Source organism: Gaoshiqia sp. US2, from assembly GCF_059705485.1.
Genome location: NZ_AP048550.1, coordinates 4,926,825 through 4,939,964, shown reverse-complemented (window position 1 = coordinate 4,939,964; position 13,140 = coordinate 4,926,825). Strand labels below are relative to the sequence as shown.

14 protein-coding genes are annotated in these 13,140 nt (G+C 41.5%); all 14 read left to right on the top strand.

Annotated features, from left to right (window positions below; all coding sequences use genetic code 11):
* The first annotated feature begins 29 nt into the window (after positions 1 to 29).
* The 14 genes from AC6H3C_RS19740 to AC6H3C_RS19675 all read left to right on the top strand — a co-directional run bounded on the left by AC6H3C_RS19740 (position 30) and on the right by AC6H3C_RS19675 (position 13,128).
* Positions 30 to 1,277 carry an IS4 family transposase gene (locus AC6H3C_RS19740; RefSeq protein ID WP_497517007.1) on the top strand — a complete coding sequence of 416 codons (1,248 nt, stop codon included), beginning with the start codon at positions 30 to 32 and terminating at the stop codon, positions 1,275 to 1,277.
* A gap of 540 nt (positions 1,278 to 1,817) precedes the next feature.
* A complete protein-coding gene (locus AC6H3C_RS19735) occupies positions 1,818 to 2,288 on the top strand; it encodes a DUF2141 domain-containing protein (protein WP_497517239.1) in 471 nt (156 codons plus the stop codon).
* A 59-nt stretch (positions 2,289 to 2,347) separates the two neighbouring features.
* Positions 2,348 to 2,962: a TetR/AcrR family transcriptional regulator gene (locus AC6H3C_RS19730; protein ID WP_497517238.1), complete on the top strand. Its 615-nt coding sequence runs from the start codon at positions 2,348 to 2,350 to the stop codon at positions 2,960 to 2,962.
* Positions 2,963 to 3,031: 69 nt separating this feature from the next.
* The gene (locus AC6H3C_RS19725) at positions 3,032 to 3,415 is read left to right on the top strand and encodes a carboxypeptidase-like regulatory domain-containing protein (protein ID WP_497517237.1); all 384 of its coding nucleotides are present in this window, start codon (positions 3,032 to 3,034) and stop codon (positions 3,413 to 3,415) included.
* Positions 3,416 to 3,681: 266 nt separating this feature from the next.
* The gene (locus tag AC6H3C_RS19720; protein ID WP_497517236.1) at positions 3,682 to 4,260 is read left to right on the top strand and encodes a TetR/AcrR family transcriptional regulator; all 579 of its coding nucleotides are present in this window, start codon (positions 3,682 to 3,684) and stop codon (positions 4,258 to 4,260) included.
* Between the two features lie 214 nt (positions 4,261 to 4,474).
* Positions 4,475 to 4,930: a GbsR/MarR family transcriptional regulator gene (locus AC6H3C_RS19715; RefSeq protein WP_497517235.1), complete on the top strand. Its 456-nt coding sequence runs from the start codon at positions 4,475 to 4,477 to the stop codon at positions 4,928 to 4,930.
* A 71-nt stretch (positions 4,931 to 5,001) separates the two neighbouring features.
* Positions 5,002 to 5,655: a DUF6134 family protein gene (locus tag AC6H3C_RS19710; protein WP_497517234.1), complete on the top strand. Its 654-nt coding sequence runs from the start codon at positions 5,002 to 5,004 to the stop codon at positions 5,653 to 5,655.
* Positions 5,652 to 6,443, top strand: a complete 792-nt coding sequence (locus AC6H3C_RS19705) for a sulfite exporter TauE/SafE family protein (RefSeq protein ID WP_497517232.1) — start codon at positions 5,652 to 5,654, stop codon at positions 6,441 to 6,443. Before AC6H3C_RS19710 ends, AC6H3C_RS19705 begins: the two co-directional genes overlap by 4 nt.
* Positions 6,444 to 6,466: 23 nt before the next feature.
* Entirely contained in the window at positions 6,467 to 7,195 is a 729-nt protein-coding gene (locus tag AC6H3C_RS19700) for a phosphatidate cytidylyltransferase (protein ID WP_497517231.1), read from the top strand.
* A 30-nt stretch (positions 7,196 to 7,225) separates the two neighbouring features.
* Entirely contained in the window at positions 7,226 to 7,900 is a 675-nt protein-coding gene (locus AC6H3C_RS19695) for a phosphatidate cytidylyltransferase (RefSeq protein WP_497517230.1), read from the top strand.
* Positions 7,901 to 7,967: 67 nt separating this feature from the next.
* On the top strand, positions 7,968 to 9,080 hold the full coding sequence (locus AC6H3C_RS19690; protein WP_497517229.1) for an SDR family oxidoreductase: 1,113 nt from the start codon (positions 7,968 to 7,970) through the stop codon (positions 9,078 to 9,080).
* 67 nt (positions 9,081 to 9,147) lie between these two features.
* Complete coding sequence (locus AC6H3C_RS19685; protein ID WP_497517228.1) at positions 9,148 to 9,744, top strand: CDP-alcohol phosphatidyltransferase family protein; 597 nt, start codon at positions 9,148 to 9,150, stop codon at positions 9,742 to 9,744.
* Positions 9,745 to 9,749: 5 nt separating this feature from the next.
* Positions 9,750 to 12,200, top strand: a complete 2,451-nt coding sequence (locus AC6H3C_RS19680; RefSeq protein WP_497517227.1) for a DUF5686 and carboxypeptidase-like regulatory domain-containing protein — start codon at positions 9,750 to 9,752, stop codon at positions 12,198 to 12,200.
* Positions 12,201 to 12,330: 130 nt separating this feature from the next.
* Positions 12,331 to 13,128, top strand: a complete 798-nt coding sequence (locus tag AC6H3C_RS19675) for an SDR family oxidoreductase (RefSeq protein WP_497517226.1) — start codon at positions 12,331 to 12,333, stop codon at positions 13,126 to 13,128.
* Positions 13,129 to 13,140 lie beyond the last annotated feature (12 nt).

Here is a 13,140-nt window from a genome sequence, read left to right as displayed (position 1 = left end):
GTAAGTTTGTTTTGCGAAAAAACTTCAACATGAGCAAAAATACAGAAATAAATTTTGTCGGACAGCCGATTTTCAAACAAGTGATTAGTTTAATAGAGGGCATCAGTTTGACCAGTATAGTAAAGAAGCACAATGCTGATTATTACTATAAAGCTTTTAAGGCAAAGACACATTTGATCACGGTTCTCTTTGGCATCTTTAGCCGGTGCGACTCGATGACCGAGATATGTGAAGGGCTGCGGGCTTTGGGCGGAAAGCTGAACCATTTGGGGCTTGAAGAAGCGCCAGCCAAAAGTACCGCTTGCGATGGGATGCGCAACCGGGACAACAAGTTCTTTGAAGATGTTTATTTTAAATTGGTACACCATTATCAAAGTTTTTTGTCGGACAGCCGAACCTTTGGCCTCACCTTTAAAGAAGTCTTACTGATCGATTCGACCACGATCCGGTTATTCAGTGATATTCTGAAAGGAGTTGGACGCAATCCCAAGAACGATGGCAAAAAGAAAGGCGGGCTAAAGGTTCATATGCTCATTGATGCAGTACAATCGGTTGGACGGTTTATTAAAATAACCGAAGCCAAAGTACACGACAAAAACTTTTTGAAGGAACTGGAACTGATCTCGTACAGTATGGTTGTTTTCGACCGGGCCTATAACTATTACCATCAGTTTGCCTTGTGGACAAGTAAATCGGTCTTTTTTGTTACCCGGATCAAGAAAAATGCCCTTTATACGGTCATTGAAGTGTTGCAGGAACATCAAAAACAGAAAGGAAAAGCAATGGTACTTCGGGAGGAAATCATAGAAATTGAGTACTCTCCTGAAGATGAAAATGGCAAAAAACAAACAAAGCAGAAGAAAACCCTTCGCCTGAAAAAAGTATGCTATCAGGATGAAAAGAACCGGTATTATGAGTTTATCACCAATAGCATGGATAGTACGGCCGAAGAAATAGCGTTCTTATACAAAAAACGGTGGGGCATCGAGCTGCTGTTCAAAAAAATGAAACAGAACTTCCAGCTTCATTACTTTTACGGGGAAAACGAGAATGCCATTCGCACACAGGTTTGGTGCACCTTAATTGCACAATTGCTAATGACAGTGATTCAAAAGATGGCCCAAACAAAAAAAGCATTTTCAGTTGTGGCTTCGTTAGTTCGCATACATCTGATTAGTTTGCTTGATGTATTTGAATTGCTTCGAAGTACTAACCGAGAATACTTGAAACAAAGAGGGTCACCAATATCAAATATGCAAACCAGTCTTGCTTTTTAGCAGGGGGTGACTTTTGAAATAGAAATAATAACAATTGATTATCATGCAATTAAAGATCAAAAATCTCAAATCTGCATGTTAGTCGGATAATAGTGATTATCTAACCTTAATTTTTTCTGCAGAACTATTAAATAAAAGTCCTGAAATACAGGATCTGTTATTGAGAATAAAGATTGGAGCCAAGCGCTACTTATTGCAAATAATAAATCATGGAAAAGAAGACAAAGTATTTAAGTCCACGCGAACAGCCAAGTCGCTAGCTGTTAGTATACTGGGGAGCTTTCGTCTATTTATGAATCAACAACGGCTCCTCAATAAAATGATCAGCGAAGCTCAGGCCATTAAAAATAAATCACCCGCAGATTAGTAGCTGCGAAACAGCTGAAACGCACGATTCAGGTTATTCATCTATCTACCTATATATTTAATGCAAAATAAGGAATTACAAGGCCAACGAGGACGTCCGCAATGTCAGTCTGGAGAGCTCGTTGGGTTCAGACAAATCACACCAAAGTTGAATTCAAATTAAAATTCAGAATTATGAAAAGATCATTGTTAGCGAGAAACATCGCCATCGGCCTATTATTTGCTCTAATCGGATTGAGCTACTCTTTTCGAATCCCTTCAAAAGAAGGTAACCATTCATTATCGGTAAATGTAGAGAGTCTCAGAAACTCGGAAGGACATGTCATGTTTGTTTTGTATAACACCCAAGACGCACTTCCCGACAAAGAATTAAATAAGTACTTCAAGAAAACCCAGGGATCAATTTCCGAAGGTAGCTCGACTGTAACCTTTCATGAACTTATTCCAGGAGAGTATGCTGTAAACATTTTCCATGATGAAAATAATGATGGTAAAATTGAAAAGGGATTTTTTTTGCCTAAAGAAGGACTGGGATTTTCCAACTATCAATCGATTGGTCCGACCAACAAGCCATCGTTTGATAAAGCGTCGTTCAAGTTGACAGAAGACACCACGATTCAGGTTAAGATGATCTATTTCAAATAGGCATTCATAAATCCTATATCTTCATATCACACAATTAATAGTCATGAAATTCTATCAAAATGAGTCCATTAGTTAAAAAGGATGAAAAGATCCTTGATTCAGCCATAATCATCTTCTTTCAAAAAGGATTTGCCGGCGCGAGACTATGTGAGATTGCACAACATGCCAACGTCAGCAAGACATCGATTCATTATTACTACCGCTCTAAGGAAAATTTATTTGAAGCTGTAATGAATAAAATAATCGATATCATCTTTGAAAACGTAGAAGTTATATCGCAAGGAAACACGAATCTTTTCGACTTAATCGATGAATTTGTTTCTAAGGTACTGAACGTGTTTGCCATCCATCCATATTTGCCTTCATTCATACTCAATGGATTAAACACGAATCAGCAGGTCTCCAGTATCATCAGTGAACTAAGCGAAATTTTTGTCAGTAAATTTGAAAGAGAAATCATTCTTGCGGAAGAAAAAGGATTGATCAATCCGATTGATCCGAAATATCTTTTCACAAGCATACTATCGCTTTCCGCGTTCTCAATTATCAATAACCAGTTCTACTATCAAGACTCTCAAAATCAATCTGACGCTGATTCAAACCTTGAAAACCAAAAGTATTTGATATCGAGCTTCATCGTTCATAGCCTGCTTAAACAGGAAAAAGTCAGCTAGCATGCCCTTGCGTTGTAGCTGAAAATTATACGCACGTTACGTAAATTGAATCTATAATCAGAAAAAGACATGAAAGACTCCGGATATAAAATTTTAATGTTAGTAATTCTCTTAACAACCGCAAACTGTATTTTTGGACAGGACATAAATCTATCGGGAATTATTACTGAGAAGGGAACTCAACAACCAATCGAAGCCGCCAGTGTCCTGTTCGAAACAACAACGATCGGAACAATTTCAGATGTCAATGGGAATTACAAACTATGGACCAATGATTCCGCCAGGACCGTGGTTTTCTCGGCACCAGATTATGAACAAGTTGTCATTTCTTTGGACTCAATAAGCAGTACTACGCTTAATGTTGAATTAACCAAAAAGATGACTCCAGCAAACAAGCTCAAAGCTCATCCGCAAGAAAAAAAAACCAAGGGAGAGCAGAGGATAGGACAATGAATCGGACTCCTTCCCATCATTAGGTGCTGGACTTATTGTGTACAATTTCGATAGGATTGTATCTTGATGCTGTCCTTTAACGATGGTGCCTTGGAGTAATTGAGTTTTTTAAGATAATATAGATGGATGCCTTTTCTTCGAACTGACAAAGGTTTTTAAATTTGCTGAAAATTTTTAATTGTTGAGTCCAACATACTTGAAAGTTAGTATTTATTAACTAACTTTGTGCCTTTGTAAGAAAGATCAAAAGAGTAAATAACGGGCCTATGCAGACAGCAAGACAACAGGAAATTATTGAAACCGCGCTTGGGCTAATCAATGAAAACGGTATTCAAAACCTAACAATAAAAAACCTATCGAAAAAGTTGGGGATTACCGAACCAGCCATCTATCGGCATTTTGAGAATAAAATACAGATACTGGTTTCCATTCTTGATTTGATGAAAAAAAACAGCAACGACATATTTTATTCCGAATTAAAATCAGAAGAATCGTCCATTCGAAAAATTGAACAGCTATTTAAAAAACATTTCAGATCATTTTCTGAAATGCCTTCACTGGCTTCAATTGTATTTTCTGAGGAAATGTTTCGAAATGAAAAAATACTCACTGAAAAAATTGCTGAGCTAATTGAGCACAATAACAAAATACTACTGACCATTTTAAAAGAAGGCCAACACAACAACGAATTACGTAACGATATTGATGCAACTCATTTAGCTATCATGATTATGGGCTCCCTTCGTTTATTTGTGAAGAAATGGCAATTCTCAGGATTTACATTTGACCTGCAAAGTGAAGGAGATAAATTAATTCAGTCAGTTAAACTTATAATTTCAAAATAATAATAACAGAAGTTCAAAGTACCCCAATTGTTGAAACTCCGCTAATATGAATACACCCTGCCGGCAGACCCGGGCGGTGGCAAATTCCCGTTTCTGAACTGCCGACTGATTGAAAATTGGCAAAGTTAAAATATTGTTTTGTTTGTGAAGTTTTGAGTGTTTGATTAGTTTTGAACTGACAAAACCAATTAATTTTACGCTAAAACGAGAAAAGATGGATGCTTCGGAAAGGATAAGGAAACAAAAAGAACTGGTTGAATGTATTGGTCGACACCGCGAACGGGATGGTATTCAGCCTGTTGCAGCCCGAATTATGGGTTTACTGATGGTTATGGATAAGGAAGAGTATACCTTTGACGAGATTGTGACGGAAATGCAGATCAGCAAAGGAACTGTCAGTACAGCGCTTAAAAACCTGGAATTGCGCGGATGTATCGAATACACAACCTACCCGGGCGACCGCAAACGTTACTACCGGGCGATTTCGAGAGATGTACCTGCAATTCTTGGGGAAGCAGAGAAAAAAATCAGGCAGCATATCGATCTGATTGACCAGATTATTAGTTTAAAAACCGACCAGAATTCAAAGAATGTGAATTTATTGAAATCGATTTCCGCCGGTTTAAAGTTTTTTCTCGTAAAAGCGGAAGAATTTAAAAGGGAGATGTAAACAATAATGAATTTCTTTTGTCATTGAGCTGTATATGAAAATTCACCTTTAAAGATATGATTAAGCGAGCCATGAAAACCATTCCTCTGTACAGGAGCCTGATTCGCATATTCGTGAAATATTCAGTATTTATTTGGGTATCCCTGCTGATGATTTTTGTTTCATCTTCATCTGTTTTTGCCCGGCAAGCCGACCGTACGGCGAAATATCGTATCCGTGTTTTAGGAATGAACATCGGCGAGTTTGCCGTGCACCAGAAAAACGTGGGCGATGAGACCCGGATCGAAGCAATCACTGATGTTGAAGTAAAGATCATTTTCACATACCGGGTTAAGTTTATACAAAACAGTATTTACCGCGACGGGAGTTTATGGAGTTCGCACGTACAGACAATCAAAAACGGAAAGCTAAATTCGGATTTGCGGCTGGAGAAGCGGGGAGAAGCTTACCTTCTGGTTGAAGACGGAGACTCTGTTTTTGTAAATGAAAATATTACTTACAGCGGTAGCTTGCTCTATTTTAATGAGCCGGTGGACGTATCCTGTATGTTTAATGAAAGGAATGGCGAAAAAAAGCCGCTGAAATGTATCGCCGATCAAACCTATGTGATTACGGACGACAAAGACAATAAAACAAATGAATATAACTATAAAGACGGCATCTTAGACCGTGCTTTGCTGATACATCCGTTAGCAACAATTTATTTAGAACGCAGAGACCCATGATCTTTTATTCTCCCATAGAACCTGTTTATTTTCTGCTCCCGTTGTTCGGCCTGATCATCGGTTTGTTCGGGACCATGCTTGGCGGCGGTGGCGGATTCTTTTTTCTGCCAATCCTGATGCTCCTTGTAAAGGCGCCGGCACAAACAGCCGTAATTACCTCGCTGGTTGCCACGCTGCCGATATGCCTTGTCGGTTCGCTTGGTCATTACCAAAAGAGCAATATTGATGTTCAGATGGCTGTTTTGTTTTCCATATCTGGAATTGCAGGGGCTTTTATTGGCGCCGGTATTACGCGGCTAATCAGTAGCAATCTGCTTAAAGTGAGTTTCGGCATCTATTCGGTTTTAATTGCGGTTAACATAGCTATTGGCGCCTGGCGTAACCGGCATAGCGGCGCCCCAGCAAATGGGCAAAGCTACACGGGACGGAAAATCGCAAAGGGTTCATTTTTTGGATTATTTGGCGGAATTATTACCGGGACTTTTGGCACAAGCGGAACAGCGCCTGTCCTTGCCGGCCTGTTTTCAATGCGTATTCCTTTAAAAATGGTCATTGGCACTTCGATGTTGGTTGTTCTGAGTAATACGTTTTTTGCCGTAGGTGCTCATTTTTTAATCGGAAAAATCGATCTGACCCTGGTGGGATTTCTTACTGCCGGATCGGCAATCGGGGCGCTTGCCGGGCCTAAATTACTGGCAAACGTTAAAATCGGGAATTCTGAAAACAGAATAAAATATGCTTATGCTGCCGTGATGGTGGCACTGGGACTGTTCATGATTGTTGGCTAATACTGAATAATAAATAGTTACAGATGATTTGTACAATTTATATTATCATTCTTATTTATTTTTTGCTTGGCGGAATCAGTTTTTATTTGATCAACCGGAATAAAGATGCCCAGGTGGCCCGGAAAAGTTACACCAAGTTCATCACTTATTTTTTTATTATCAACATTTTGTTTTTCAGTATTGTTGTTAAACCGGTCGTGTTCACATTCCTGGCTGCGCTGATTATTGGAGTCGGGTATTACGAGTTATTTAAATTGTTCGGTTTGAACAGTTATAAATTCAAAGGGTTCTTTTGGTCGTCGCTGTTTATTTTCACGGTTCTGTCAACAGGATTTTTCCTGTTTAGCACGCTGGATAAAGGGTTAATCCTCTTTTCATTTTTAATCCTTTCCATTTTCGACAGCTTCAGCCAAATTAGCGGGCAGCTTTGGGGACGTACCAAACTGCTGCCCGAAATCAGCCCCAATAAAACGGTTGGCGGACTGGTTGGAGGGGCATTGGTGGCTGTGGTAAGTTCGCTGTTGCTTGATGATCTGTATGACGGATTGCCCTTAAAATCAGTATTGATGGCAGCAGGTGTTGTTTCTTTTGCCTTTGCAGGCGATGTGGCAGCGTCGTTTTATAAAAGAAAATATCAGGTAAAAGATTTCAGTAAGCTGATTCCGGGACACGGAGGTTTTCTCGATCGTTTCGACAGTCTGATTGCCGGTGGGGCATGGGTGACGTTCAGTGTATTTGTTTTTAATTATTAACCTGGTCCGTACCAACTAAAATAGAGTTACATGGTCAATACAATTGTATTCGCGCTTGTTTATTTAATTGGAATAGCCATTCTTTTAATTTTTAATGAACTCAATTACCGGAGGCTTAACGTTAAAGGCGAAATAACGCGTAAGTTTGCCCACTTCACGGGCACACTGGCAACAATTCCCTTTCCGTATATTTTTAGTTCGCATTGGTATGTCTTGGTCCTGGCGGCTATTTTTTTCGCGGTGTTGTTTGCTACGCAATACAGCAAACAACTGAAATCAATTCACGATATAGAAAGAAAATCGATAGGCAGTTACCTGTTGCCGTTTTCTATCTACATCACGTTCTTGATTTCCACCCTTTTTGAGAATAAATTTCTGTATATCCTGCCCATGTTGTTACTGGCTGTTTGTGATCCCATGGCGGCTATACTTGGTATGAGTGCGAAGAAGAACAATGGGAAGATTAAACTGTTTGGTGTAAAAACAGAAAAAACCATCATCGGATCGGTTGCATTTCTGGTCACCGGTTTTGTGATCAGTATTATTGCCCTCTATTTTCACCGGGCAGTATTCGATCTGAAGACATTTTGGCTGGCGCTGCTTGTTGCGCTAACAGGGACTCTGTCCGAAATTGCCGGTTGGCGTGGTTCCGATAATCTGAGCATTCCGTTGAGCGTTGTCCTGATGCTGGTGCTTTTCCTGTAGCGGGAACCGTTTGTAATGCAAAAAAATAAAGCTATGTATTTTAATCGATTCAAGAAGACGATATACTATGAAGAGAATAATTATTAACGGGGCCAATGGCTATGTCGCCTCCAACTTTATCAACGAACTGCTTCGGCAGGGTTACGAGGTCATCGCGCTGGTGAGAGGAAGTCATAAGTATTCGGCTGATGACCGGATGAAAGTTGCTTTGGCCGGAATTAATGATGGTGCGTATAAAAAAACAGAAAAACTGAAGATATTCAATTATTCATTGCTGCACGAAAATTTTTCGATACCCGAAAAACAATTGGCCGAAATTTTCAGCCAGGATACCGACTACTTTCATTTTGCCGCCAGCCTCAAGTTCGATTTTAAATCGAAGGAGGAAATATTCAATACCAATATCAACGGGATTGAGAATTCGCTGAAGGTATTTTCGAAGTATGCTACCGGCCGGTCGCGTTTCTTTTTTATCAGCACGGCATATTCGTGCGGCCATATACCGGGCCTGTTCCGAGAAACCTTTTATGAAAATGAAGAGATATCGGGGTTCAGGAATTACTATGAGCAATCGAAACGGTTTGCTGAAAACGTAGTCCGAAAATTTATCGACTCCAATCAGTTAAACGGGTATATTATTCGCTTGTCGCAGGTAGTTGGTCATAATAAAACAGGGGTTACCAAAACCGATTATGGCATTTTTGATTTTGCACGAAGAGTCCACAGCCTGGCGTCGCGGTACCCCAACAAAACCATCCGGGTACGTGTAGATCCGGATTCAACTCAAAATCTGATTCCGATTGACACTGTTGTCAGTTATTTGTTACGAACGCTGGAAGTAAGAGATTTGCCTGTGATCATGAATTTTACGGCCCGGAATTCAATTAAAAATGCCCATATCATTAATAGTTTATCAAGCTTGTTGCCTGTTCGTCTGATTGCTGATAAAGTGCTTTCGAGAGCAGAGATGAATGCTCTGGAACGGGTTATTTCCATCGGCATGTCGTTCACCAGCAGCTATACGGATGTTGACATCTTGTTTGATACAAAAAATCTGGATTTGCTCGTTTCGCCCAACGGAAATGAACCCAACGAGCAAAGCGTTTATAAAATGCTGGAGTATTTCATTCAGCAGCTGTCGGAAAAGAAAAAAAACAATATTTACACTTCGGCTTCCTGATTACAGCGAAGTTGACCATGCCAATAGCCATGTTAATTCATTTAAACAATTTTAATGTTGACTGAAAATGAGAAAAATAATAGTAAAAGGCGAAAATATTTTGAATGTGCCTAATTTCATTAGTTTATACCGCCTTCTGGTCTTTCCGGTCATTCTGTTTTTCGCCCTTAGCGGCCAGGAAAAATGGTTTGTCATTTTATTGTGTATTAGCCTGATCAGCGATGTACTCGACGGGAATATTGCACGCTACTTTAAACTTCAGACTAATTTTGGCGCAGCGCTCGATAACCTGGCCGATATCTGTACTTACGCGATGGCCCTGCTGGGTTTATTTCTTTTCAAGTGGACGGATATCGAAGCTCATGCCTGGATCCTGTATCTCTTCCTGTTCGTTTTTGTGCTGAGTTACCTGGTTTCGTTCTACCGCTTTGGGAAAATACCGGGTTTGCACCTTTATTCGGCCGTATCGGCCGGATATATCCAAAGTATATTCTTTTTCGTGTTGTTTGTTTTTGGCTTTTACCCGTGGATGTACTACCTGGCCGTAGGTTGGGGAGTTATTGCCTACATCGAGAAAATTTTTGTATTGTTGTGGCTCGACGATATCAGAATAGGGGTTAAAGGGCTTTATTGGTTGTTAAAAACAAAGAATAGCCATAATTGATTGATATGTTGTTGTTTCGGTTTGCTATACTTGTTTTAATCACTTTTGCCGGCCAGGGTATCTTTGCGCAGGAGGTTTCGGGTTACATTGAAGATGCGGGGAATAAAGAACCGATTCCTTTTGCGAATGTCTGGATTAAAGGAACACAGCGGGGGACGATGTCGGATCTCAATGGTTTTTTTAAGCTCCTGACATCGAATAAGGATACCATCAGTTTTTCGTCGGTGGGTTATATTCCGAAGGAAATACCGGTTAGGGGGACGGATGGTAAACGGCTGACGGTTTTCCTTGAGCGGGATGTGCGCTTAATTGACGAAGTAACAGTAAGGCCAGAAATTCCCCGGGCCAGGGTGTTGTTTAACGAAATTCTCCGGCACAAAAAGGAAAACCGGGAAAAAGTGCTTGCCATGGCAGACTATAAAGCGGTGGAGAGCACCACCGTGTACATTGCCGTGGATACCACCTCCCGGATGATCCGCTCATTTGGCAACCTCGACGATGTTACTGTTAAGATCGATAATCAGGACATGAGGTTTTCGCCCGTTTACCTGTTCGAGCAGGCGCGCGATGTTGCCGGTAATCAGGCTGAAGTTGTTCATCATAAAAAGAACAGCATTTTTCCCCGGTTGAACCAGGCGTTTGAAAGCGTCATCCTGAAGAATGTGGTTGTTGATCTGGATTTTTACAAGGACCAGGTTGTGATTCTGGACCGGGGCTTTATCTCGCCGCTGAGCAATTCGGCTTTGTCGCACTATAACCTGTATCTGAATGACAGTGTGATGATTGACAGTACGAAGTATTTTAACTTTTCGTATGCTCCTAAAAACAAATATAACCAACTGTTTTCCGGTCAGTTTGTGATTGAAGACGGCAGTTTTGCCTTAACCCGGATTGACGCCTATATTCCCAGGGAGGCCAACCTGAATTTTGTAAACGGTTTTCAGGGAAACGTTTCATATAGTAAACTTCCCGATGGCAGATGGTTTTACCATGAGCAAAAAATCGATGTCAACCTGGCATTGACCATAAATAAAGATTCGGTATCGAATTACAGTTCGAAACGCGTTGAGCAGGTATCGAGCGGCAATTGGCTGATCAGCCGGTCAACCCGTTATTCGACTTCCGAACGCCTGGAACAGGTGAATGCAGGCATGTGGAAAAATCAACCTGAATTTGCTTCCCGAAAACCGGAAACGGACTCCTATGCCCATGTTGACAAGATCAAAGAGCATGATGTGGTGAAAGGCATCGACGCGATCGGCGGGATGGTTCTGACCAGCTATTTCAATGCCGGAAAAATCGATGTCGGGCCTGTTTACGATATTTACAGTACCAATACCATCGAGGGAAGCCGTTTCTCGGTACCGTTGCGAACCAGTGAAAAATTGTTTAAGAATTTTTCGGTTGGCGGATTTTTGGGCTATGGCACCCGGAACGAAGAGTTTCAGTTTGGAGGAAACCTGATTTATCAGCCTTTGAAAACCGATAAGTTTATTTTCAGGTTTAATTATTCAAACGACTATGCGCTGGTTTCACAGGACAAGTACCTCCGTTTCATTAAAAACAATCCGAACAACAAGGGGACGGGGAATTTCATTGCCATCTTCACCAGCAGGGAAGACAATCCGTATCTGAAAGATGAAGAAAGCTTTGAATTGCGGATGGAATACAATTCGCCGAGCGGTACCCACCTGGAAGCTTCTCCTTACCTGTTGTCGAGCAAAAGTACGCCTGCTGTATCATTTATGCGCGGCGCAGAAGTATACAACAGCTATAAGAACTATGGCGTGTTGTTCGATGTCCGGTTTACATTTGGACAGCACTACGATAAGTATTATTTCGACCGGGTGTATTATGTGAATCCGATACCGGTTGTTAATCTGAGCTGGGACATCGGGCAAACCCTGCTGCCTGGCGAGCGTATGAAAAATTCCGGATTTTATGCTCAGTTTCACGGGTCGGTGCAGGGACGGATCAATATGGGGCAGATCTTTATGAATTATATTCTTAACGCGGGTTATTTATTTGGCGACGCGCCGTACGACTTGCTCGATCAGCCGGTCGGCTCCATGTCGCTCGGTTACGCGAAAGACCGGTTTAACCTGCTGCATTTTGCATCGTTTGCCCACAATTTGTACACCAACACGCACCTGCATTTTAACGGTGGAGGGGTGATTCTTAACCGGCTTCCGGTTGTCAGGAAGATGAAATTACGCGAAATTCTTTCTTTTAAATTTCACCACGGCAAACTGGACGACTCGTATAAAGGGGTGTTCGATTTGCCCGGCTATTATACGAACGACTTTAAATCGCCTTACGCCGAAATTGGATTTGGCGTAACCAATATTTTTAAGGTCTTACGTGTCGAATACGTTCATCAACTTAACCCGGAGTATAAAAACAGGGATTTTACGGATAATGGAGGTATCAGGCTCAGAGCAGAGATGAGTTTTTAAAAGCATAAACCGCCGGATGATCGTACTGCTTCAGGGTATACCTGTTGAACGGGATGAGAAATTACGGGATTAGGTATGAATTTCGATTTTTTATTCGCAACTTTTGTTCGTTAAACGAACCGGAAACGATATGAGAAACCTTCAGAATAAAGTGGTCTGGATTACAGGGGCATCATCCGGAATCGGCGAAGATCTGGCTTATGCCTTTGCCCGCGAAGGGGCATTCCCGGTGTTGTCGGCCCGTAATGCGGAAAAGCTTGAGCAGGTAAAAGCCAAATGTTTAACATTCACCTCAAACTGTTGGGTGCAACCGGCCGATCTTTCAGATGTTAATGGCTTGAGCCGTGTGGTAAATGCAGTTTTGGAGCAAGCCGGCCGCATCGATGTGCTGGTTAATAATGCCGGCCGGAGCCAACGTTCGCTGGCGAAAGAAACACCGCTGGAGATCGACCGGGTCATCATGGAACTTAACTTTTTCAGTGTGGTGGCGCTAACCAAACTGGTATTGCCGCATATGATTAAAAATAAATCCGGGCATCTTGTTGTGATCAGCAGTATTTCCGGGAAATTCGGCTTCCCGATGCGAACAGCCTATACGGCGTCAAAACACGCGGTTCAGGGCTATTTTGAAGCGCTGAGGGCTGAGTTGTTCAACGAAAAGATTAATGTAACGATTATTTCACCGGGCAGAATCAGGACCGATATCTCGCGAAATGCGATCATGGAAGATGGTCGGCCATACAATAAGATGGATAGCGGGCAGGCCAACGGAATGGCGCCGGATGTTTGTGCTGCCCGAATTATAAAAGCGGTCAAACAAAACCGGAAAGAACAGTTGGTGGGGAGGAAAGAGATTCTGATGGTTTATATCCGGCGGTTTATTCCGGCTTTATATTATAAAATAGTCACCAAAATCAGTCCTGAATGAAGACAAGAAATA